The organism is Ensifer sp. ENS09 (assembly GCF_014852425.1).
GTDB lineage: Bacteria > Pseudomonadota > Alphaproteobacteria > Rhizobiales > Rhizobiaceae > Ensifer.
This window is the reverse complement of record NZ_JACVBP010000001.1, coordinates 135581-158349: the sequence shown is the minus strand read 5'-3', so window position 1 is coordinate 158349 and position 22769 is coordinate 135581. Positions and strand designations below refer to the sequence as shown.

Genomic DNA, 22769 nt, shown 5'->3' with positions numbered 1-22769 from the left:
TCAGGCCTTGCCGCGTTGCGGCGACGACAGTGCGCGGTCGCTCTCGGCGCCGATGAAGTCGAGGATTTCCATGACCGGCGCGCAATCCATATAGTCTTCGCGAATCGCTGCGGCATTGGCCCGGATCGATTCCGGCCCCTCGAAAATCTGCTTGTAGGCGCGGCGAACCACATGGATCGTTGCACGATCGATGCCAGCCCGGCTCATGCCGACAACGTTCAGGCCGCTGAGCAGGCCGGGATTGCCGTTGAGCATGCCATAGGGAATGACGTCGTAGCTGACAGCCGACAGACCGCCGACAAAGGCCTGGCGGCCGACGCGGGTGAACTGGTGCACCGCGCAGCCGCCGCCGAGAATAACACGGTCCTCGACCGTGACATGCCCCGCCAACATCACATTGTTGGACAGGATAATGTTGTTGCCGAGGCGGCAATCATGCGCCACGTGCGAGTTGGCGAGAAAGAGATTGTTATCGCCGACAACCGTCTTGCCGCCGTGCTCGACGGTTCCGGTGTTCATCGTCACGCCTTCGCGGATCGTGCAATTGGTACCGATCAGAAGTTCGGTATCGACAGCACTGTGATGAACACTCTGGGAATCGCCACCGACCACCGCGTTCGGGAAGATCTTTGTCCCCTTGCCGACCGTCGTCCGGCCGATCACTACGGCATGGCTGAGAATCTCGATATCGTCGCCCAGAACGACTTTCGGCCCGATGTAGCAAAACGGGCCGATCTTGACGTTCTCGCCGATTACAGCCCCGCTCTCGACGACCGAGGACGGGTGGATCTTCGCAGATGCTGCAATCATGTTCAGGCGTCTTCCTTGCTGACTATCATCGCGCCGATATCAGCTTCTGCGACAAGTTGCCCGTCAACTTTTGCGTCACAGTGAAATTTCCAGATATTGCCGCGCTGCTTCTGCTTCACGACATGGAATTCGACGCGATCGCCAGGTACGACCGGCTTGCGGAAACGGGCATTATCGATGGTCATGAAGTAGACCAGGTTTGTGCCGGTTCCCACCTTGCGGGCGCAGATCGCGCCAGCCGTCTGCGCCATGCCCTCGACGAGCAGGACGCCCGGCATGATCGGCTGCTCGGGGAAGTGACCGGTGAAATGCGGCTCGTTCGCCGAGACATTCTTGATACCGATCGCCGAATTGTCGCCGTCGATCTCGATGATGCGATCGACGAGCAGGAATGGGTAGCGATGGGGCAGCAGCTTCAGGATTTCCTGAATATCCGCCGTGCCGAGAACCGTTGCTGCTTCACTCATTCGCGCCGCCCTTCTTCTTTTTCTGTCTTTCCTCTGCCCGCATAGCCATTTCCGCGACGTCGCGCAGGAAATCACGCATCGGGCGCGCCGGAATACCACCGTACCGTTCGCCGGCAGGAACATCGGCGGCCACGCCGCTCATAGCGGCGATCTGGACGCCGTCACCAACCGTGATGTGGCCATTGACGCCGCTACCGCCGCCAATCATGACGCCATCGCCGATCTTCGTGCTACCGGCGATGCCGACCCCACTGACGATGCCGCAATAGCGACCGATACGGACGTTGTGACCGATCTGAACGAGGTTGTCGATCTTGGTGCCCTCGCCGATCACCGTGTCGTCCATCGTGCCACGGTCGATCGTCGTATTCGCGCCGATCTCGACGTGATCCTGGATGATCACTCGCCCGACCTGGACGATCTTGATCATCCCGCCTTTCGGGCCCGGCGCATAGCCGAAGCCATCCTGGCCAATGCGAGCACCTGGATGGATGATGACGCTGTTGCCGACGAGCGCGCAGAGCACGCTTGCCCCCGCAGATATCGTGCAATCGCGGCCGATGCGCACGCCCGGGCCGATCACCGCGCCGGCTGCAATGCGCGTGCCGCGGCCGATCTCGGCGCCGGCCCCAACGACTGCCGTCGGTTCAACTTCGACATCGTCTTCAAGCCGCGCGGTCGGGTCCACGAACGCGCTGGGCGCAATCCCGCTCAGGCTCGTATTGCGTGCCGGACGCATCGCAATCTCGTGCAACAACGTACCGGCAAGCGCAAAGGCCGTATGCGGCCGCGCTGTCAAAAGGACGGGAATATGGGCGGGGACGAGAGACGAAATCGTCTTGTCGCAAATGATCGCCGATGCCTCACAGGTCTCGAGCTCGGCGCGGCTCTTGCGAGACAACATATAGCAGACGTCACCGGGCTTTGCCCGATAGACCGGCGCCACGGAGCGGACAGCGCGGTCAGCGACCGCGACATCCACCAATTCCGCTCCAATTCGATCCGCCAGGTCACCCAGGCGGATCCCATCGTGGGGCGGAAAAAACCAGTTCTGTTCCATATACACTCCAGAACGATCTTTTCTGGCAGTTCTGGACTGCTTCTTATCAGAACGACGAGGAAATGCCGAACTTCAGGTTCTGAACCTTGTCGAAATCTTCCTTGGCGATCGGCCATGCGTAGTCGACACGCAGCGGACCGAAGGGCGAAGCCCAGATCAGACCAACACCGACCGATGCACGCAGCGACGAGTTGTTACCCTGCACGGTCTCGCCCGGGGCCATCTTGACCTGGTTGCTGTAGAGCGTGCCCGCATCAGCGAAGACCGCACCACGGAAGCCGCTGTCACGCGGGATACCCGGAAGCGGGAACGTCGCCTCGGCCGAAGCCGTGAAGTAGGTCGTACCGCCGAGCGCATCGCCCGTTGCCTTGTCCCGCGGACCGATACCGTTACGCTCGAAGCCGCGGATGTCGCTGGTGCCAAGCTGGAACTGGTCGAAAACCTGGAGATCGCTGCCGGTTTCGAAGATATGGCCGGCGCTACCGCCGAGCGACGCGATGATGTCGGCTTCGTCGTTGACCGTATAGTACCATTTGGCCTTACCGGTCATCTTGTAGAAGTCGGAGTCGCCACCGAGGCCAGCGAATTCATGCGTGAAGGTCGCAAGAATACCGTCATGCGGCAGCTGCGCATCGTCGAGCGTATTGTAGGTGATCGACTGCGACACCGACGAACGGACCCAGTTGCCACCCTCGACCGCACGAACGTAAGGCGACGACAGCTTCGCAACGTTACCGCTGTAGTCGAACTGCGTGAAGTTGTAGCGCAGCGTCGTCGACAGGTTCTCGGTGATCGGCGCGGTCACGCGCAGGCTGAAGCCCTGATCTTCGTAGCTGTAGTTGTCGTCATCGAAGTCGTTTTCGTTCTTGAAGACGTCGAAGCCTGCGGCCAGACGATAGCCAAGGAAATACGGCTCCGTGAACGAAACGTTGTACGTGCGGCTTTCGTCGCCACGACCCGCCGCAACACGGATGTACTGGCCACGACCCAGGAAGTTCTTTTCTTCGATCGAAGCTTCGACGAGGAAGCCACCGCCACTACCTGCAGAGTAACCTGCACCGATACCGAACGAACCGGTCGACTGGTCCTGCACATCGACGATCACGACAACACGGTCAGCGGCGCTGCCCGGAGCGGTCGAAACGTTGACGCTCGAGAAGTAGCCGAGAGCCTCGAGACGACGCTTGGCACGCGCAACCATTTCCTGGTTGAAGGCGTCGCCTTCACCCATGTCGAACTCGCGACGGATGACGTAATCGCGGGTACGGGTATTGCCGCGGATTTCGATACGCTCGACATAAGCACGTTCGCCCTGATCGACGAGGTAGTCGACCGAGATCGTGTGGTTGCCGAGATCGCGATTGCCGCGCGGCGTGACGCGAGCGAACGGGTAACCGGCCGAAGCGACGCGCTTCGAGATTTCGGTCATCGTCGCCTGGACGTCCTTGGCCTTGTAGACCGAACCCTCACGGCTCACGACGAGCCCCTTCAGTTCTTCGGCATTGACACCCTCAACGGTCGATTCGACGTTAACCGAACCAAAGTCGTAGCGCGGGCCTTCTTCGACGGTGATCGTCACCGTGTACTCGTTGGTCGCCTCATTCAGGGCCGCATCCGAGGAAACGACCTGGAAGTCGGCGTAACCGCGGTTGTAGTAGAACTGACGCAGCAACTCTTCGTCCGCACGCAGCTTGTCGGGATTGTAGACGTCCTTCCGCGTAATGAAGGAGAAAATGCCCGATTCCTTCGTCGCAATGACCGACTGCAGACGGCCGTCGCTGTAGGCTTCGTTGCCGACGAAGTTGATCTGCGAAATCTTGGTGCGCTCGCCTTCGTTGATGACGAATGCGAGGTTGACGCGACCTTCGGCGACCGGAACGACCTGCGTCGTCACCGTGATATCGCTACGACCGATCGCAGCATAGGCGTCCTTGATCGACTGGATGTCCGTCTCGACCGTCGCTTCGCTGTAAGGACCGAGCGGCTGCGTGCGCACGACGCCCTGCAGCTTGTCGTCCTTGATCTTGCGGTTGCCGTTGAAGACGACCTGGTTGACGAGCTGATTCTCGCTGACGCTGACGACCAGCGTGCCGCCAGAAACGTTGATGCTGACGTCGGAGAAGTAGCCGGTCGCATACAGGCGCTTCACGGAAGCGTCGATGTCGGTGTTGTTGAAGCTCTTGCCCGGGACGATCGTGATGTTCGCACGAACCGTCTCAGCGCTGACGCGCGTGGCGCCCCGCACTTCGACGCGGCTGATGGTGGCGGCCTCTGCAACGGACGTGCCTGCGAGCAACCCAACACCAGCGCCGGATACAACAATGCTTGTTGACAGCGCAGCCGCCGACACCGCGTTCAAAAACCTTGAACCAGCTTTCATGTTCAAATCTTACCTTTTCCAAACGTCGCGCGGCAGTTTCGTGCCGACTCCGGTCACGGTTGCCGTTTTAACCGCTTTTCCCATACAAGCAAGCCAGCTCGTTAATTTCTGTTTACTTCAATTCGAACCGTGGCTTAACGGCCACTACAGCCTCGATTTATCGTAAACAAAACCTTTCGTCGCAAGCCGTTGAAAACCAATCGTTCACAGTATCCGTCGAAATCCCCCTCGCCGTTTCCCCGGCCGAACGCTAGCCGAAGAACATCGATATGTCGTTCCAGGTGGCAAAGACCATGAGCATCAGCACCATGGCAAAGCCGATCCGATAGGCGACATCCTGCGCGGCCGGGCCCACCGGCCTTCCGCGCAAGGCCTCAACCGCATAGAACATCAAGTGGCCGCCATCAAGCACCGGAACGGGCATGAGGTTAAGCAATCCTATGGAAACAGACAGGATCGCGGCAATATTCAGCAAAAATGGAATTCCAAGCGTCGCCATCTGCCCCGAAACCTTGGCGACGCGGATCGGTCCACCGATCTGATCGGCCTTCATCCGCCCGGTCACGACATTGGAGAGATAGTCGAAGGTGCCGGTGACGACATGCCAGCTTTGCAGGACGCCCTGCCCGACGGCCTCGATCGGACCGTAGCTGACCGTACGGAAGTTACCGGCTTCCTGGTCGGTCAGGATACCAATGACGCCGATTTCCATCTTGTTGCCGAACTGGTCCGTGAGCTCGGTGCGCTGCGGCACCATGGACAGATCGAGCATCGCGCCGTTGCGTTCGATACGAATCGAAATCGGCATTTCCGGACGGACGCTGACATAGCGGCGGACGTCGTCGAAGGTGACGACCGGCGTGTTGTCGATCGAAATCAGACGGTCTCCAGGCACGACGCCGGCCTGCGCAGCCGCACTGTTTTCGTTCACCCGCGCAACCACCGGATCGGCGACCTGACGCCCGTAGACGGAAAACAGAACGGCAAAGATGGCGATGGCGAGAATGAAGTTTGCGATCGGACCGGCAGCGACCGTTGCCGCGCGCTTCCACAATTTGGCGCCGAGGAAGGTCTGGCTGCGCTCTTCCGGCGCCAGTGCCTCCAGGCGCTTGTAGTCCGGCACGCTCGCCGCATCCTCGTCGCCGTAGAACTTGACGTAACCGCCAAGGGGAATCGCCGCCAGTTTCCACCGCGTTCCGTGCCGGTCGGTCCAGCCGACGAGTTCGGGGCCAAAGCCGATCGAAAAAGCGAGGATGCGGATACCCGACCAGCGGCCGACGAGGTAGTGGCCCATCTCGTGTACGAAGACCAGCAACGTCAGCACCAGAAGAAATGGGATGACGTAGCCGGTCAGAATCTGAAGGGCATCAAACAGATATGTCATGAACGTTCCTCAAGCACCCATGGGCCTAAGCTCAAAGGCTATACAGGACTGATCCGAAAGCGATCTGGCGCCCATCGCTGACGAAATACTGAACCATGACCAGAATCAACGCCGCGACGCACGCGAAAATCAATCCATCGACCCGATCCATAACGCCGCCATGCCCCGGAATGAGACGGCTGGAATCCTTTACCCCAAAACGGCGCTTGATGAAGGATTCGAACAAGTCTCCCACTTGGCTGGCGACGGAAAGCACCAGCGCAATGATCGGAATTCGGAGATCTTGCAGCGAAAAATAAGCCATAAAGACGGCAACACCGGCGAGGATGCCGCAAATTGTGCCACCGATGGCGCCCGACCACGTCTTGCCGGGCGATATGCGCGGGGCAAGCTTCGGTCCCCCAATCGCGCGGCCGGTAAAATAGGCGAAGATGTCGGTCGCCCAGACGACGGCGAAGACGAACAGCGTCGCCATCAGGCCGAGATCGTCGGCGCCGCGAAGGGCGGCAAGCGAAATGCCGGTCAGTCCGGCATAGGCGATGCCGCCCGGAAGCCACCAACTGGTCTTTTGCAGGGCTACCCAAAGGACGGTGAGCGCGACGAAGGCGGCCAGGACCGGAAGGCTGTAGCCGATGTATCCGGTCACGATCAGGCCGGCGATGATGACAATGGCCAGCCAACCAACGGCGTTGCCCTGGAAATCCCCTTCCTGGAGGCCAGTGATCGTCGACCACTCGTAATACACCAGCAGCGCAATCAGCGCCGAGAGAAGCTGGAATGCCAGGCCGCCGAACCAGGTCGCCGCCAGTGTCACCGCTGCGAGGACCACGCCCGAAGCGATACGAAGCTTGAGTTCAGTCTGCATCAGGAACCAACCGCCAGCGTGGGCTCGGTGACGCCGCCGAAGCGGCGCTCGCGGCAGGCGTATTTTTCAAGAGCCGCCAGGAACGTCTCTCGGGTAAAGTCCGGCCACAGTTCCGGAACGAAGATCAATTCCGAGTAGGCGCCCTGCCACAGAAGGAAATTCGAGAGACGCTCTTCGCCACTGGTCCGGATGATCAGGTCCGGATCCGGGATGTCCGATGTGTCGAGCGTCGCCGAGATACGTTCAGCGGTGATGTCCTCGGGCCGCAACCGTCCTTCGGCGACTTCCGTCGCCAGACGGCGCATGGCCCGTGTCATCTCGTCCCGCGCGCCGTAGTTGAAGGCGATAACAAGGGTGATGCCGGTATTTGCCCGCGTCGTCTCCTCCGCCTCCACCAGCAACGGTAGAATGTCACCCCTGAGGTTGGAGCGGTCGCCGATGACGCGGATGCGCACATTCTCGCGGTGAAGGTCGGCAAGATCCCGGCGGATGAAGGTCTTGAGCAACCCCATGAGATCGCTGACTTCCGCCGCCGGCCTGCTCCAGTTTTCCGAGGAAAAGGCAAAAAGCGTGAGGTAGCGGATCCCTAGCTCGCCCGCCGTCTTGACGGCGGCGCGAACGGTCTCGACACCCTTGCGGTGCCCCATCGTGCGCGGCAGCCCACGCGCGTTCGCCCAACGTCCGTTGCCATCCATGATGATGGCAACATGTTCCGGAACGGTCGTGGAAGTGAGGTTTTGCATAAGGCGTCCGCGAAAGGAGACTCAGATCACGAGCAGATCAGACCTGCATGATTTCCTTTTCCTTCTCGACGAGCAAGCGGTCGATATCGGAAATCGTTTCGTCGGTCATCTTTTGCACGCGCTCGGACTGAGAACGGCTGATATCCTGGCCGATGTCGCCATCCTTTTCGGCTTTTTTCAGGTCGTCCATGCCATCGCGACGCACGTGACGCACGGCGACCTTCGCTTTTTCGGCGTAGTCATGTGCCACTTTGACGAGCGACTTGCGGCGCTCCTCGTTGAGCTCCGGCAGCGGAATGCGCAGGTTCTGACCGTCGATGATCGGATTGAGGCCGAGGTTCGATTCGCGAATGCCGCGATCGACGGCGCCGACCATCTGCTTGTCCCAGACCGAGACGGACAGCATGCGCGGCTCGGGAACCGTGATGTTCGCCACCTGGTTGAGCGGCACGCGCGAGCCATAGGCTTCGACGGTCACCGGATCGAGAACGTTCGCCGACGCGCGGCCGGTACGGAGCGACGCGATATCGCTCTTGAATGCGGAAATGGCGCCATCCATGCGACGCTTCAGTTCCTTCAGGTCAACACCTTCACTCATGGTGGAAACTCCCGTTCTATCATGCGCCGGCCGCAAGGCCGTTCTGCAGCTTCTTAGTTGTCTGTGACGATGGTCGCGCGACCGCCGCCGGTCAATATTTCCGCAAAGCCACCCTTCTCGTGAATGGAGAAGACAACGATCGGAATGGCATTTTCGCGTGCAAGCGCGACGGCGGCAACATCCATGACCGCGAGGCCCTTCTCGAGGACTTCGCTATGCGTCAGGCGGTCGAAGCGGGTCGCAGTCGGATCCTTCTTCGGGTCCGCGGAATAGATGCCATCGACCTGCGTGCCCTTGAAGATCGCCTGCGCGCCCATTTCGGCGGCGCGAAGGGCGGCGGCAGAATCGGTCGTGAAGAAGGGGTTGCCGGTGCCGCCGGCAAAGATCACGACGCGGCCGAGGGAAAGATGGTAGAGCGTTGCACGCTGCGAGAAGCTCTCGCAGATTTCCGGCATCGCGATGGCCGAGAGCACCACCGTGTCGATGTCGAGCTTTCGCAGCGACGTTGCGAGCGCCAGCGCATTGATCACGGTTGCCAGCATGCCCATGTGGTCGCCGGTCACCCGGTCGCCACCCTTGGAAGCGACGGCCACGCCGCGGAAGATGTTGCCGCCACCGACAACCACGCCCACTTCGACGCCCATGGCGCGAGCCTCAGCGATATCTGCGGCGATCCGGTCGGCGACCGCGACATCGATGCCGAAGCCCTGGCTGCCCATCAGGGCTTCGCCGGAGGCTTTGAGTAGAACGCGTTTGTAGAGTGGCTCGGCCGGCATCGTCGCTCCTGAACAGATCGGCGCGCGTGCGCACGAAGGCGGCGCACAGCGCATAAGGACACATTGCGCTCCATGGTTTCAACCGCAACGGCGTATTTTCCGGCGGGTCCAGCGCATTGACGAAGCCGGATACACGAAGGGCACCGCGTTGTCACGCGATGCCCCGAGGTTTTCCCAATATGGGTGAAGAAATCAGCCCTTGGCGACGGCTGCAACTTCTGCAGCGAAGTCGGACTCTTCCTTCTCGACGCCTTCGCCGAGCAGCAGGCGAGCCATGCCGGTAACTTCGATCGGTGCGCCAGCGAGCTTTTCAGCGTCCTTGACGGCCTGACCGACAGTGATTTCCGGGTTCATGACGAAGGCCTGCGACAGCAGAGCGACTTCTTCGAAGAACTTGCGCATGCGGCCTTCGACCATCTTTTCGATGATGTTGTCCGGCTTGCCCGAGGCGCGCGACTGTTCGATGAAGACGTTGCGCTCGCGCTCGGCGACAGCGGCGTCGACTTCGTCGGCGCGGATCGCGAGCGGGTTGGTCGCAGCGATGTGCATGGCGACCTGACGGCCGACCGAGTACAGCACTTCCTTGTCGCCGACCGACTTCAGCGCGACGAGAACGCCGAGCTTGCCGATGCCGTCGCCGGCAGCGTTGTGGATGTAGGTTGCAACAACGCCGTCTTCGACCTTGAGCAGAGCTGCGCGGCGCAGCGTCATGTTCTCGCCGATGGTGGCAATCGCATCCTTGATGGTCTCATCGACCGACTTGCCGGTTGCCGGGTAGTTTGCAGCGGCGATGGCTTCAACCGAGCCGTCGGTGGTCAGCGCTACATTGGCAACGCCGCGGACGAGTTCCTGGAAGGCTTCGTTGCGGGCAACGAAGTCGGTTTCGGAGTTGATTTCGACGACGACGGCCTTGACGCCACCGCTGACAATACCGATGAGGCCTTCAGCAGCCGTGCGGCCCGACTTCTTGTCGGCCTTGGCGATGCCCTTGGCGCGCAGCCAGTCGATCGCAGCTTCCATGTCGCCGTTGGTTTCGGCGAGCGCCTTCTTGCAGTCCATCATGCCTGCGCCGGTCTTTTCGCGCAGTTCCTTCACCATTGCTGCAGTTACACTCATCTTATTGCCTCTTTGTCTGTTGGTTGGCGCGCTGCCCTTGAGGGCGCGGTACCAGGAGGTGTGGCAGGGAATGGCTTTTCATTGTGACACCGTGATGACTGCATCGTCGCGGGCATTGTGCGGATCCAAGGATCCGAACGGATCGGCGCCACCCCTGGCTGAAAAGAACAAGGCCGTTTTGACTTTCATCACAAACGGCCTTGTCCCGACATTTCATTGGGGGCGGCAGAGTTTATCTGCCGCCAAGGCCCGATCAGGCGTCGGAGGCCTCGTCGAGCGCCGGCTCAACCGGAGCTTCGGCGGATGCGCCGAGGTCACGGCCCGATGCGCCCTGCTGGCGTGCGATGCCGTCGATGGCAGCGCGTGCGATGAGGTCGCAGTAGAGAGCGATGGCGCGCGAAGCGTCGTCGTTGCCCGGGATCGGATAGTCGATCTGGTCCGGATCGCAGTTCGAGTCGATGACTGCGACAACCGGGATGCCGAGGCGCTTGGCTTCGTCGATCGCGATCGATTCCTTGTTGGTGTCGATGATGAACATCAGGTCCGGCGTGCCGCCCATGTCGCGGATACCGCCGAGAGCGCGGTTCAGCTTTTCGCGTTCGCGCTCAAGGTTCAGGCGCTCCTTCTTGGTGAAGCCCGAAGCTTCCGAAGCGAGGATTTCGTCGAGCTTGCGCAGGCGCTGGATCGAGTTCGAAATCGTCTTCCAGTTGGTCATCATGCCGCCGAGCCAGCGAGCGTTGACGTAGTACTGGGCCGAACGCTTGGCAGCGTCAGCGATGATTTCGGACGCCTGGCGCTTGGTGCCGACGAACAGTACGCGGCCGCCGTTGGCAACGGTGTCGCTGACGATCTGCAGGGCGCGCGACAGCATCGGCACGGTCTGTGCGAGGTCGATGATGTGAACGTTGTTGCGATCGCCGAAAATGTACGGCTTCATCTTCGGGTTCCAGCGGTGCGTCTGGTGGCCGAAGTGAACGCCAGCTTCCAGAAGCTGACGCATGCTAAAATCAGGCAATGCCATGCCTTTTCTCCTTTTCCGGTTTAACCTCCGCGAAGCGTCGAGCATGTCTTTCGACCGGCCCACCGGCGGAACGATCCGGATTTCTCCCGGAACATCCCAAGCTTCACGTGTGGAATGGGCAGCCCCATAACGGTAACCGCCCGATAAATCAAGCCGCAAACGCCGCTTTTTACCGCAATCGGCTATTTGCAGTCCTCGGATTTGAACACTTCGAGGTCCGCAAGCTTGCCGCTCAGGACGAAATCGCCGTAGTCCATCGTCAGGTCGCGGGTGATCCCGTTCTCGTAGAGCTTGAACGACATGCGGTAGATCGGCAGCGCGTCGCCGCTCTTGTCGTCGTTGAAGTAGGAGATGGTCACCGGCCAGTAATTGTCGCCGCTGAGCTTGCCCGCCTTGCCGGCATCCGGCTCGTCCGCCGAGGGTTTGCGAGACTTGCCAACGAAGGTCGAGGTGATCAGGGTCTTGTCGCCCGAATCGGAGCCGTCGAAGATGCGTGCCTCAAAGAGGCTCTCGCCCTTCTTCGCCCGCGAGATCACTTCCATCATGTGCGCGGTCGGAAACCGGCTCGCCGCGAGTTCTATTTCGCGCTTGTCGGGCGCGGTCAGTTCGACCTTGACGCCCGCCTTATCCTCATGCGCCGTCCCGCGCACTTCCTTGTCCAACTTCTCGTCGGTGAAGGAGCGGGTCAGGAAGCGGAAATTGCCGTTCTTCAGGTCCTCGTAGGTGGTCGTCTGCTGATCGGTCAGGCGCACTTCCTCGCCGGTATCGACCTGGGTGACGAAACGGAAGCTGACGGTATAACCGGCGCAGGCCGAGCCATTGAACTCGTAGACCATGCGACCATACATGCCGGCGATACCGGAACGATCCGACGCATCCTTGAGTTCGAGATCATAGACGGCACGGTGCGGCACAAGGGCGTTTGCGTAGGCCGCCGTTGCGCCCGATAGTGTCATGACGGCGAAACAGGCGCTGCCCAAAGTGACGAGACCGAAGCCTTTATGAAACATCCGTTTCCTCCTGTTGGACTCGCCGGCAATGCTATAAACAAGCGTTCGGCAGAAGCGAGGCGGCGTTCGCAGGAAAAGCCGGCGCCCGCCGCGATCCGGCCTGAATGCAGGATTTTAACACAAAAGACAACAATGGAGCTTTCCATGTCGGCAGAGATCGAAGCGCGCCTCAAGGACCTCGGAGTGACCCTTCCCCAGGCTGCGACCCCGGTTGCAAACTACGTGCCCTACGTCATCAGCGGCTCGATGCTCTACATCTCCGGACAGCTTCCGATGGAAGACGGCAAGGTCGCCGTGACCGGCATCGTCGGCAAGGATGTGGACGTTGCCCGCGCACAGCGCGCCGCCGAACTCTGCTCGATCAACATCCTCGCCCAGGCCAAGGCAGCACTCGGCGGCGATCTCGGGCGCATCCGCCGCCTGGTGAAGATCAACGGCTTCGTCGCCTCGACCCCGGAATTCGTCGAGCAGCACCTCGTCATCAACGGCGCGTCCAACCTGCTCGCCACCGTGCTCGGTGAAGCCGGCAAGCATGCGCGCGCCGCCGTCGGCATGGCTTCCCTTCCCTTCAACGCCGCCGTCGAGATCGACGCCGTCATCGAAATCGCCTGACAGAGTGCCCGACATGGCTGACATTTCCTGGCTGAAGGCCCAACCGATTGCCCATCGCGGCTATCACGACATGAACAAGCAGGTGTGGGAGAACACACTTTCGGCTTTCTCCCGCGCCGTCGACGCCGGCTTCGCGATCGAATGCGACCTGCAATATACCGCAGACAGCATTCCGGTTGTCTTCCACGATGACGACACGCAGCGCCTTTGCGGTATCAAGGGCGACGTTCGTTCGCGCACTGCCGGCGAACTCGGCCTGATGGCGATCGGCGGCACGAAGGACAAGGTTCCGACGCTGACGCAGATGCTGCGCCTGGTTGCCGGCAAGGTGCCGCTCGTCATCGAACTCAAGGGCCGCAAGGGCGACGATGAAGGCTTTGCCGCTGCCGTGCTCGAAACGCTCGAAGGCTACAAGGGTCACGTTGCCCTGATGAGCTTCGACCATTGGCTGCTCAAGGACCTGAAGGCGCTCGACGCGCCCTACCCGCTGGGCCTCACCGCGGAAGGCGCCAATCCGGAGACCTTCTTCGTGCACGAAGAAGCCATGCAGCTCGGGCTCGATTTCATCTCCTATCACTACGGCCACCTGCCGAACTCGTTCATCACCAAGGAACGGACGCTCGGCAAGACGATCATCACCTGGACCGTGCGCGACCGGCAGGCCGAAGCCTACACGTTTGCCCATGCGGATCAGATGACCTTCGAGGGTTTCGACCCGCGGGAGACCCTGGTTTCCTAACGTGATGTCAGACGCTGTCACCCTCCGCATCGCGCAATCCTTCACCGATTTACCGGCGGCACGCTGGAACGTGCTGTCCGGTGCATCGAAGGCGTTTCCCGGCGGCGTCTACAATCCCTTCCTCTCGCATGCCTATCTTTCGGCGCTCGAGGAGTCCGGGTCGGCGACGGCCAAGACCGGCTGGCTCGGCCAGCATCTGTTGCTCGAAGGCGGCGATGGCCAATTGCGCGGCGGCCTCGTCTGCTATCTGAAGAGCCACAGCCAGGGCGAATACGTTTTCGACCACGGCTGGGCCGACGCCTTTGAGCGCGCCGGCGGCCGCTACTACCCGAAACTGCAAAGCTCCATCCCGTTTACGCCTGCGACCGGACCACGGCTGCTTACGGCACCGGATGAAAACACGAGCGCCGTTCAGGATGCGCTTGCGGCGGGCTTGAAGGAGCTTGCCCGCAGACACGATGTCTCATCGGCCCATGTGACTTTCGTGCCCGAAGCCGAGATCCCTGCGCTTGAGCGCGCCGGGTTTCTGCACCGCACAGACCAGCAATTCCACTTCACCAATGAAGGCTATGGCTCCCACGCCGATTTTCTGGAGACCCTTGCCTCACGCAAGCGCAAGGCGCTGAAGAAGGAGCGCAGGGCTGCGCTCGAAAACGGCATTTCGATCGACTGGCTGACCGGCAGCGACCTGACGGAAGCGATCTGGGACGAGTTTTTCGCCTTCTACATGGACACCGGCGGACGTAAATGGGGCCGCCCCTATCTGACGCGCGCCTTCTATTCGTTGATCGGCGAGCGCATGGCTGACGATATCCTGCTGGTGATGGCGCGCCGCAACGGCCGCTACATCGCCGGCGCGATCAACTTCATCGGCGGCGATGCGCTCTACGGTCGCCACTGGGGCTGCATCGAGGATCACCCGTTCCTGCATTTCGAGGTCTGCTATCACCAGGCGATCGATTTCGCGATCGCCAAGGGGCTGAAGCGAGTCGAGGCCGGCGCCCAGGGTGAGCACAAGCTTGCGCGCGGCTACATGCCCGTTACCACCCATTCCGCCCATTTCATCACGCATCCGGGGCTCGCCCGCGCCGTCGGCGACTATCTTCAGCGCGAGCGCAGGGATGTGGAGGAAACCGGCGAAATTCTTGCAGAGCATGGACCTTTCCGCAAAGGTGAACGGCAGGACGACTGAACCGCTTTTCGTGAAAGCCGGCTTCATTACACGAGGAAGAACAATGAGCTACGACGACAACAACATCTTCGCCAAGATCCTGCGCGGCGAAATTCCCTCGCATCGCGTCTATGAAGACGACGCAACGATCGCCTTCATGGATGTCATGCCGCAGGCCGAAGGTCACCTGCTCGTGGTGCCGAAATCCCCCTCACGCAACCTGCTCGACGCCGATGCCGCAACGCTGCCGGCGCTGATTGCTACCGTGCAGAAACTGGCCGTTGCCGCCAAGGAAGCTTTCGACGCCGATGGCGTGACGATCATGCAGTTCAACGAAGCGCCGGCCGGACAGTCGGTCTTCCATCTGCATTTCCACGTCATTCCGCGGCAAGCAGGCGTGCCGCTGAAGCCGCATTCCGGCACGATGGAAGACGGCGCCATCCTCGCGGCCAACGCGGAAAAGGTACGGCAGGCGCTTTAATCCCGCTCACATCGTCCACGCTGGGAACCAGGAGCCGGCGACGCCGGCTCTTTAACAGACGGTCAGGTGAAAGACCTCGCCCCGGCCTAAAAACCCAACCACCACAGGCCCAGCGCCAACGCGGCAATCGATGACGCGATCCCGATTGCCGGCTTTCGTCCAAACAGGAAGAAGGCGGCAGCCCCAAACCCGACGGCACCGGCGCGCAGCCAGAGCGGGGATTGTTCGAGTACACCGGTCGGATAGAGAATGAGCTTTGCGATGACCGCTGCGACCAGCGCGGTGGCGACAGCCCTCACCCAGTTCAGTGCCTCGGAATCATCGCGCAGCTTGTTGCCGGTAATGACACCCAGCCAGCGCCAGATGTCGGTCGCCAGCCAGCCGGCAATCGCGATGAAGACATAGGCCCACCACCCATCCTGCCAGGTCATGCTCCCACCTCCTTGCGGCGGCGCCAGAAGCGCTCGATGAGCCAGGCGAGCGTGCCGCCGACAAGGCCGGCCAGCAGAATGTCGAATTCCGGAAACAGCCAGTAGAACAGCGGCCCGCCGGCAAGGCCGAAGAGCAACGCCACGTAGACGACGGGATGGCGCGCCGAATGCCAGATCGACGCGAGGAAGTAGACCGGCGTCAGGAAGAAAAGGCAGCCGGCGACGATTGGCGGAAAATCAGCGACGAAGTGGTAGACGACGGCGACGAGCAACATATTTGCCGCCACCAGAGTGATGCCGAAGCCGGCGAAAAAGGCGACGCGCCGCTCACGCGGCACCTGCGGCACCTTCTCCATCGCGAACACCCAGGCGGTGATCGCGACAAAATGCGACAGGAAGAGCAGAAGCCAAGTCGGCGTGCGTGACCCGCGCAATTCCGGTATCAGCGCGGCGACCATCGGCATCAATCGGACGGACGACAGCGAGACCGCGAGGAAGGCGGTCGCGAGACCCGCGCCACTCATCATCGAGCTCACGAGAATGACCTTGGCCGGGAGCGCCCAGACCATGCCGACCATGAAGACCACTTGCTCGACCGGGATGCCGGCCTGGGCCGTCAGCGAACAGAAGCCGACAAAGGACAGCATCAGAATGAAGGCCGGCAGGCTGAAGATGCCGCGCATGCCTTTCCCGAACCAGGCGAGCGAAGATTGCTCGTCTTCTTCTCTCTTCATCGGCGATTCCGGATTGTTTCCAACTCGACCACGACGATCCAGGATCGAATCGTCCGGGATCAGTAAAGCCGAATATAGGCTATCGGACCGGCCCGCGGGCGAAAAACCACGCTGGGGTTCCTATTTCGTCCTCAAAGAAAAACGGCGCCGGATGGTTTGCATCCGGCGCCGTCGAACGTGTCTTGCGGGGTTACTTCTTGCGCGGCACCTTCGGCACCGTGCGGCCCTTTCTGGGAGCCGCGTCGCCTGCCCCGGATTCGTCATCCGTTGACGCCTTGGCGGCAGCCTTCTTCGGCTTGGACTTCGGCGCGGACTCGGCGCCCACCTCTTCCTTGTCTTCGGCCTTCTTCGGCTTTGCCGCCTTCATTGCCGGGCGGGATACTTCCGCCTTCGGCTTGATCGGCGTTGTCTCCGGAACTGCATCGAGCAACAGGCCCTTGGTGCCATCGGCCTTGGTACCGATCGTCACCTTGACGACGCCGCCCTTCTTCAGCTTGCCAAAGAGGATTTCATCGGCGAGCGGCTTCTTGATGTTTTCCTGGATGACGCGGGCGAGCGGCCGCGCGCCCATCTTCTCGTCGTAGCCCTTCTCGGCCAGCCAGGCGATGGCCTCCGGCGCGAGGTCGAAAGTGACGTTGCGCTCAGCGAGCTGGGTTTCCAACTGCATGACGAACTTCTGCACCACCTGGTGGATGACCGGGGTCGGCAGCGAAGCAAACGGAATGACCGCGTCCAGACGGTTGCGGAATTCCGGCGTGAACAGGCGGTTCAGCGCCTCTTCATCTTCGCCCGTACGCTTGGAAGAACCGAAGCCGATGGCGGCCCGGGCCATTTCCGATGCGCCGGCATTGGTCGTCATGATCAGGATAACGTTGCGGAAGTCGATCTTCTTGCCGTTGTGGTCGGTCAGCGAACCATGGTCCATGACCTGCAACAGAATGTTGAACAGGTCCGGATGCGCCTTCTCGATTTCGTCAAGCAGAAGCACGCAATGCGGATGCTGGTCGACGCCATCGGTCAGGAGGCCGCCCTGGTCGAAGCCGACATAGCCGGGAGGTGCACCGAGCAGACGCGAAACCGTGTGCCGCTCCATGTATTCCGACATGTCGAAGCGCAGGAGCTCGACCCCGAGAGAGGTCGCAAGCTGCTTGGCGACTTCCGTCTTGCCGACGCCGGTTGGGCCGGAGAAGACGTAGCAGCCGATCGGCTTGTTCGGTTCGCGCAGGCCGGCACGGGCCAGCTTGATCGACGACGCGAGCGCCTCGATCGCCAGGTCCTGGCCATAGACGACCGAGCGCAGTTCCCGCTCGAGGTTGGCAAGCACCGCCTCGTCGTCCTTGGAGACCGTCTTTGGCGGAATGCGCGCCATCGTCGCGATCGTCGCCTCGATCTCCTTCTCGGTGATCAGCTTGCGACGCTTGCTGGCGGGCAGCAGCATCTGTGCGGCACCGGATTCATCGATCACGTCGATCGCCTTGTCCGGCAGTTTACGGTCGTTGATGTAGCGGGCCGACAGTTCGACGGCCGCCTTGATCGCCTCGTTCGAGTATTTCAGGTGGTGATACTCTTCGAAGTAAGGCTTCAGGCCCTTCATGATCTCGATCGCGTCGGCAATCGTCGGCTCGTTCACGTCGATCTTCTGGAAGCGGCGGACAAGCGCCCGGTCCTTCTCGAAGAACTGACGATATTCCTTGTAGGTCGTCGAGCCGATGCAGCGGATCGCGCCGGAAGACAGTGCCGGCTTCAACAGGTTTGACGCATCCATGGCGCCGCCGGAGGTGGCACCGGCGCCGATGACCGTATGGATCTCGTCGATGAACAGCACGGCGCCCGGATAGTCCTCGAGTTCCTTGACCACCTGCTTCAGGCGCTCTTCGAAATCACCACGATAGCGCGTACCGGCAAGCAGCGTGCCCATGTCGAGCGAGAAGATCGTCGCATCCTGCAACGCTTCCGGCACCTTCTTTTCGATGATGCGCTTGGCAAGGCCTTCGGCGATCGCCGTCTTGCCGACGCCGGGGTCACCGACATAGAGCGGATTGTTCTTCGAGCGGCGGCACAGCACCTGGATGGTGCGGTTCACCTCGGCGTGACGGCCGATCAGCGGATCGATCTTGCCGGACTTCGCCTTCTCATTGAGGTTGACGCAATAGGCGGTCAGCGCGTCCTGCTGCTTCTTGGCGCTTGCCTCTTCGTTGTCGCGCGCGGGCTTCTGCTCGCTCTCGTGATCGTCGGAGCCGCGCACCGGGCGGGCTTCGGAGCTGCCGGGCCGCTTGCCGATACCGTGCGAGATGAAGTTGACCGCGTCGTAGCGGGTCATCTCCTGCTCCTGCAGGAAATAGGCAGCGTGGCTTTCGCGCTCGGCGAAGATCGCGACCAGCACGTTGGCGCCGGTCACTTCCTCGCGGCCGGACGATTGGACGTGAATGACCGCCCGCTGGATCACGCGCTGGAACCCGGCCGTCGGCTTGGAATCTTCGTCGTAGCCGGTCACCAGGTTCGACAGTTCGTTGTCGACGTAATCGGTTACGGTCTTGCGCAGCGTCTCAAGATTGACGTTGCAGGCGCCCATCACGGCCGCCGCGTCGGCATCGTCGATCAATGCCAGAAGCAGATGCTCGAGCGTAGCGTATTCGTGGTGGCGCTCGTTGGCAAAAGTCAGTGCCTGGTGCAGCGCCTTTTCGAGGCTGGGCGAAAATGTTGGCACGTTAGTTCCTCATTTCTTTTCCATGACGCATTGCAACGGATGCTGATGCTGCCGGGCGAAATCCATCACTTGCGTCACCTTGGTTTCGGCGACCTCATAGGTGAAGACGCCGCACTCTCCCACGCCGTGATTGTGGACGTGAAGCATGATGCGGGTCGCCTCTTCCGGGTTCTTTTGAAAGAAGCGCTCCAGAATATGGATGACAAATTCCATCGGCGTGTAATCGTCATTCAAAAGCAGAACACGATACAAACTCGGCTTTTTGGTCTTCGGCTTGGTACGCGTGATGACGGACGTGCTGCGGTTGTTGCCGTTCCCCTCATCATCGCTACCTTGCTGCATCCGGACCGGCATGGCGATCATTCTTGTCAGTTCCTTGTCCAGCAGCGACCCATCGAACTCGGCCGCAGCCTGCTTGCCCTTTATCTAATGGTTCGTTTTCAGATTTTAAGACCGAACCAACACACTGCAATCATAATCGCACGTTGACCGGCAAGATTGATCAACTTTCTTTGGGCTGCGCACAGCTTATGCGAAAACAAAAAGGCCGGCCGCAAGCGTTGCGACCGGCCTTTTATTGGGAAATTGTTCTAGCCGGTGATCAGGCTGCTGCAGCGGCTGCCTTGACTGCTGCCGTTGCCTTGGCAACCGGCGCTTCGTAGGGCTTGTAGGCGTCCTTGGCGAGGTCGGCATACATTTCGCCGATCTTCGTTGCTTCGGCGACGAAGCCTTCGTAGCTCGACTTCACGAAGTTGGTCTGCAGTTCGAATGCAGCCTCGACGCTCTTGACGCTGGTCAGCTTTTCGACATGCGCGACGCCGTCCTCGAACGACTTCTTCGAAAAGTCGGCGGCTTCGGTCGCAATAGCCTGGAGACCCTTGGTCCAGGCGGAATAGCTCTTCACAGCCACGTCAATGGCTTCCTTGCTCTTCTTGTTTGCATCGTCGAAGTTGAACATCCGGTGTCTCCTTGGTGACGGCCTGATCTGGAGGCTTCAGTTTATGTGCACTGCACAAAAAGTCAAGACGAGTGTGCGATGCAATAAAATACAACAGATGCAACAACTTGATGAAATATCGGCGTCCGGCAGGAAATTTCTTGCCGCGTTCACTACAGCCCCAAGATGAGCAATAGCGAGCAATTGCCCAGAGAGACATCAACCTCCCGCACAAAACAATAAACCCCAAAAATCCCAGGGATTTTCGGGGTTTATACTGAAAGCGTCCGACGCTGGACCTTAGAGGTCGATGTCGAGGATCGCCATGGAGAAGTTGTAGGAAAGCTCGCCGTCTTCCTCGTCGCGGAAGACCACACCGAGGAACTCGTCACCGAGATAGACTTCAGCGGACTCGTCCTTCTTCGGGCGAGCCTTGACGACCATCTGCTGATTGAAGGTGCGCTTGAAATAGGCTTCAAGCTTGCGGATTTCTTCGGGCTTCAAAACACGTCTCCGTAGCCGTTTAAACTGTGCGGCGCTTCTCGCACGCTGCATTGGCGGGTGTAAACCCCTCGAAAGAGGCTACGCACCGGTTCCCGCATGTCAGATATCGAAGCTGGCAAGGATCTGGTCCATCTGGCGCGACGGCTCGGAACAACCAGCCTCGCCCACCACCTTTGCCGGCACGCCGGCCACGGTCGATTTCGGCGGCACCGGTTTCAGCACGACCGAACCGGCAGCAACGCGCGAGCAGTGCCCGATATGGATATTGCCGAGGATTTTCGCTCCGGCGCCGATCAGGACGCCATCTGCGATCTTCGGATGGCGATCGCTGCCCTCCTTGCCCGTGCCGCCAAGCGTCACGCCGTGCAGGATCGAGACGTTATCGCCGATGACGGCCGTCTCGCCGACAACGAGGCCGGTCGCATGGTCAAGGAAGATGCCGCGGCCGATGCGGGCAGCGGGGTTGATGTCCGTCTGGAACACGCTGGACGCGCGGCTCTGCAGGTAGAAGGCGAAATCCTTGCGGCCGCGCTTCAACAGCCAATGGGCAAGGCGATGCGTCTGGATCGCGTGGAACCCCTTGAAATAGAGCACTGGCTCGAGGAATCGGGTGCAGGCGGGGTCGCGGTCGTAGACGGCCTGGATATCGACACGCAGGATGGTGCCCCATTCCGGCCAGTCCTCGAGCATTTCAGAAAAGGTCTGGCGCAAAAGGTTCGCCTGCAGATCCGGGTGATCCAGCCTTTCGCAGATGCGGTAGATCACGCTTTCTTCGAGGGAATGCTGGTTGACCACAGTGGAATAGAGGAAGGCCGCGAGCATGGGGTCTTGCTCGGCGGCGACCCGGGCTTCTTCGCGCAGGCTATTCCAGATCGGGTCCATAACTTTCAGCGCTTCTGCCTGGCGAAGTTCGGTCTTGGCGACCATCGTCGCTCTCCTTCCTTGTCCGTGCCTGCCATTACTATAGGGGAAATCAGGCGTGACTTAAATGGCGTCTGGCGGCGACAACGATACGCTAGATGCGATCGATCTCCGTCAGAAATTCGAGCACCCCTTTCTTGAAAACCCGATCGCCGACGGCGAGCATATGGTCGCGGCCGGGAATGTCGAGCGCCCGCGCATGCGGCATCAACGCGGCAAGTTCTTCGGCCGATCCGGCGATGTCATCGGTCGTCCCGACGCCGATCAGCGTCGGCTGCTCGATGCGCGCCATATCCTGTGCCGTCAGCAGATCCCGCGAGGTCGAGATACATGCCGCAAGCGCCTGCCGGTCACTCTTGGTCTGGTCGGCAAAGGCGCGGAACATGCGCCCGCGCGCATGGGTCACGTCGTCAAGCGACGGCGCCACCAGAGCGTCGGCAATCGGATCCCAATCCCCTACCCCCGACACCATGCCGATGCCGAGGCCGCCGAAGACCAGCGAGCGCACGCGGTCAGGATGCGCGAGCGCCAGGAAGGCCGAAATGCGCGCACCCATCGAATAGCCTATGACATGGGCCTCGGCGATCCCGAGATGCCCGAGCAATGCAGCAGCGTCCCCCGCCATCTGCTGCGGGCGATAGAGTTCCGGGTCGTAGGGCTTGCTGCTCTTGCCGTGGCCGCGATTGTCGAGCGCGATGACGCGGTAGCCGGCATCGCCCAGCGTCTTCAGCCAGCCCGGAAACACCCAGTTGACGTTGGCGCTGGAGGCAAAGCCATGGATGAGCACAATGGGCGCGCCGGACGGGTCGCCTTCATCGAAGAAGGCGATCTCCAGACCGTCATGATTGAAACGGGAAAACGGCGGCGGGGTGAGATCCATCTATTCATCCTCGGGCATATCGATCCGGCGCAACCTAGTTCGTCACTTTGGCGGGCGAAACCCCGCACCGGCAAAAACCACAACTGCGGCAGCTTTGCCGCTACACATTTCCGGCAAAGCTGACTATGGTGCCGCCAAATTTGACCTTCAGACTTGCATTCATCGGAGCATGACATGGCCGGCCACAGCATCCCGCATTTCCAGAATGACGGCGGACATCAGGCAATCGAAATCGGCGTCAAGGAATTCATGTGCACCGGCGCATCCGTTCCCTACGATCACCCGCACATCTTCATCGACATGGGTGACGACAGCGAGAAGGTCTGCTCCTACTGCTCCACCCTCTACCGCTACAATCCGAAGCTGAAGGCGACCGAAACCAATCCCCCCGGCTGCCTCTTCGCCCATAAAGCTGCCTGATA

26 protein-coding genes are annotated in these 22769 nt (G+C 60.8%); 6 read left to right on the top strand and 20 right to left on the bottom strand.

Features of this window, described 5'->3' with window-relative positions; translation table 11 throughout:
- Genes lpxA through bamA form a run of 4 tightly spaced genes read right to left on the bottom strand, consistent with a single transcriptional unit; the run spans position 1 to position 4717 of the window.
- Positions 1–816 carry an acyl-ACP--UDP-N-acetylglucosamine O-acyltransferase gene (lpxA, locus tag IB267_RS00875; protein WP_192447140.1) on the bottom strand — a complete coding sequence of 272 codons (816 nt, stop codon included), beginning with the start codon at positions 814–816 and terminating at the stop codon, positions 1–3.
- A complete protein-coding gene (fabZ, locus tag IB267_RS00870) occupies positions 813–1277 on the bottom strand; it encodes a 3-hydroxyacyl-ACP dehydratase FabZ (RefSeq protein ID WP_034796695.1) in 465 nt (154 codons plus the stop codon). The genes lpxA and fabZ overlap by 4 nt, the downstream gene beginning before the upstream one ends.
- On the bottom strand, positions 1270–2337 hold the full coding sequence (gene lpxD, locus IB267_RS00865) for a UDP-3-O-(3-hydroxymyristoyl)glucosamine N-acyltransferase (RefSeq protein WP_192446043.1): 1068 nt from the start codon (positions 2335–2337) through the stop codon (positions 1270–1272). The genes fabZ and lpxD overlap by 8 nt, the downstream gene beginning before the upstream one ends.
- A 46-nt stretch (positions 2338–2383) precedes the next feature.
- The gene (gene bamA, locus IB267_RS00860) at positions 2384–4717 is read right to left on the bottom strand and encodes an outer membrane protein assembly factor BamA (protein WP_192446042.1); all 2334 of its coding nucleotides are present in this window, start codon (positions 4715–4717) and stop codon (positions 2384–2386) included.
- Here bamA and IB267_RS00855 point away from each other — a divergent pair.
- Complete coding sequence (locus IB267_RS00855; protein WP_192447221.1) at positions 4659–4883, top strand: hypothetical protein; 225 nt, start codon at positions 4659–4661, stop codon at positions 4881–4883. The two genes, bamA and IB267_RS00855, sit on opposite strands and share 59 nt — an antisense overlap.
- Positions 4884–4967: 84 nt before the next feature.
- Here the strand turns inward: IB267_RS00855 and rseP are convergent, their stop codons facing one another.
- From rseP to IB267_RS00815, 8 genes are all read right to left on the bottom strand, one after another.
- On the bottom strand, positions 4968–6101 hold the full coding sequence (gene rseP, locus IB267_RS00850) for an RIP metalloprotease RseP (protein ID WP_192446041.1): 1134 nt from the start codon (positions 6099–6101) through the stop codon (positions 4968–4970).
- A gap of 31 nt (positions 6102–6132) precedes the next feature.
- Positions 6133–6966: a phosphatidate cytidylyltransferase gene (locus tag IB267_RS00845; protein WP_192446040.1), complete on the bottom strand. Its 834-nt coding sequence runs from the start codon at positions 6964–6966 to the stop codon at positions 6133–6135.
- Entirely contained in the window at positions 6966–7709 is a 744-nt protein-coding gene (locus tag IB267_RS00840) for an isoprenyl transferase (protein WP_192446039.1), read from the bottom strand. The genes IB267_RS00845 and IB267_RS00840 overlap by 1 nt, the downstream gene beginning before the upstream one ends.
- A gap of 37 nt (positions 7710–7746) precedes the next feature.
- Positions 7747–8307: a ribosome recycling factor gene (frr, locus tag IB267_RS00835; RefSeq protein ID WP_034796704.1), complete on the bottom strand. Its 561-nt coding sequence runs from the start codon at positions 8305–8307 to the stop codon at positions 7747–7749.
- 53 nt (positions 8308–8360) lie between these two features.
- Positions 8361–9083 carry a UMP kinase gene (gene pyrH, locus IB267_RS00830; RefSeq protein WP_043622205.1) on the bottom strand — a complete coding sequence of 241 codons (723 nt, stop codon included), beginning with the start codon at positions 9081–9083 and terminating at the stop codon, positions 8361–8363.
- A 192-nt stretch (positions 9084–9275) separates the two neighbouring features.
- Complete coding sequence (gene tsf, locus IB267_RS00825; RefSeq protein WP_043622170.1) at positions 9276–10199, bottom strand: translation elongation factor Ts; 924 nt, start codon at positions 10197–10199, stop codon at positions 9276–9278.
- 253 nt (positions 10200–10452) lie between these two features.
- A complete protein-coding gene (gene rpsB / locus IB267_RS00820) occupies positions 10453–11220 on the bottom strand; it encodes a 30S ribosomal protein S2 (RefSeq protein WP_043622167.1) in 768 nt (255 codons plus the stop codon).
- A 182-nt stretch (positions 11221–11402) separates the two neighbouring features.
- Positions 11403–12230, bottom strand: coding sequence for a cell envelope integrity EipB family protein (locus tag IB267_RS00815; protein ID WP_192446038.1), 828 nt, complete (start codon positions 12228–12230; stop codon positions 11403–11405).
- Between the two features lie 144 nt (positions 12231–12374).
- Between IB267_RS00815 and IB267_RS00810 the strand changes: the two genes are divergently transcribed.
- Genes IB267_RS00810 through IB267_RS00795 form a run of 4 tightly spaced genes read left to right on the top strand, consistent with a single transcriptional unit; the run spans position 12375 to position 15233 of the window.
- Positions 12375–12842, top strand: a complete 468-nt coding sequence (locus IB267_RS00810) for a RidA family protein (RefSeq protein WP_043622203.1) — start codon at positions 12375–12377, stop codon at positions 12840–12842.
- Between the two features lie 13 nt (positions 12843–12855).
- Positions 12856–13581 carry a glycerophosphodiester phosphodiesterase gene (locus IB267_RS00805; protein WP_192446037.1) on the top strand — a complete coding sequence of 242 codons (726 nt, stop codon included), beginning with the start codon at positions 12856–12858 and terminating at the stop codon, positions 13579–13581.
- A gap of 4 nt (positions 13582–13585) precedes the next feature.
- The gene (locus tag IB267_RS00800; RefSeq protein WP_192447139.1) at positions 13586–14773 is read left to right on the top strand and encodes a GNAT family N-acetyltransferase; all 1188 of its coding nucleotides are present in this window, start codon (positions 13586–13588) and stop codon (positions 14771–14773) included.
- Positions 14774–14816: 43 nt separating this feature from the next.
- Positions 14817–15233, top strand: a complete 417-nt coding sequence (locus IB267_RS00795) for an HIT family protein (protein ID WP_043622157.1) — start codon at positions 14817–14819, stop codon at positions 15231–15233.
- An 86-nt stretch (positions 15234–15319) separates the two neighbouring features.
- Here IB267_RS00795 and IB267_RS00790 read toward each other — a convergent pair whose 3' ends face one another.
- The 8 genes from IB267_RS00790 to IB267_RS00755 all read right to left on the bottom strand — a co-directional run bounded on the left by IB267_RS00790 (position 15320) and on the right by IB267_RS00755 (position 22347).
- On the bottom strand, positions 15320–15664 hold the full coding sequence (locus tag IB267_RS00790) for an AzlD domain-containing protein (protein ID WP_192446036.1): 345 nt from the start codon (positions 15662–15664) through the stop codon (positions 15320–15322).
- Positions 15661–16398 carry an AzlC family ABC transporter permease gene (locus IB267_RS00785; protein ID WP_192446035.1) on the bottom strand — a complete coding sequence of 246 codons (738 nt, stop codon included), beginning with the start codon at positions 16396–16398 and terminating at the stop codon, positions 15661–15663. Before IB267_RS00785 ends, IB267_RS00790 begins: the two co-directional genes overlap by 4 nt.
- 190 nt (positions 16399–16588) lie before the next feature.
- On the bottom strand, positions 16589–19105 hold the full coding sequence (gene clpA, locus IB267_RS00780) for an ATP-dependent Clp protease ATP-binding subunit ClpA (protein ID WP_192446034.1): 2517 nt from the start codon (positions 19103–19105) through the stop codon (positions 16589–16591).
- A gap of 9 nt (positions 19106–19114) precedes the next feature.
- The gene (clpS, locus tag IB267_RS00775; RefSeq protein WP_043622145.1) at positions 19115–19468 is read right to left on the bottom strand and encodes an ATP-dependent Clp protease adapter ClpS; all 354 of its coding nucleotides are present in this window, start codon (positions 19466–19468) and stop codon (positions 19115–19117) included.
- 238 nt (positions 19469–19706) lie between these two features.
- Complete coding sequence (locus IB267_RS00770; RefSeq protein ID WP_192446033.1) at positions 19707–20063, bottom strand: phasin family protein; 357 nt, start codon at positions 20061–20063, stop codon at positions 19707–19709.
- Between the two features lie 279 nt (positions 20064–20342).
- Positions 20343–20546 (bottom strand): DUF3126 family protein, encoded by a 204-nt coding sequence (locus IB267_RS00765; RefSeq protein ID WP_034796738.1) that lies wholly within the window; start codon positions 20544–20546, stop codon positions 20343–20345.
- A 99-nt stretch (positions 20547–20645) separates the two neighbouring features.
- The gene (cysE, locus tag IB267_RS00760; protein WP_192446032.1) at positions 20646–21473 is read right to left on the bottom strand and encodes a serine O-acetyltransferase; all 828 of its coding nucleotides are present in this window, start codon (positions 21471–21473) and stop codon (positions 20646–20648) included.
- Between the two features lie 88 nt (positions 21474–21561).
- Complete coding sequence (locus IB267_RS00755) at positions 21562–22347, bottom strand: alpha/beta fold hydrolase (RefSeq protein WP_192446031.1); 786 nt, start codon at positions 22345–22347, stop codon at positions 21562–21564.
- Between the two features lie 174 nt (positions 22348–22521).
- Between IB267_RS00755 and IB267_RS00750 the strand changes: the two genes are divergently transcribed.
- Positions 22522–22767, top strand: coding sequence for a zinc-finger domain-containing protein (locus tag IB267_RS00750; RefSeq protein ID WP_043622135.1), 246 nt, complete (start codon positions 22522–22524; stop codon positions 22765–22767).
- The last annotated feature ends 2 nt before the right edge of the window (positions 22768–22769 follow it).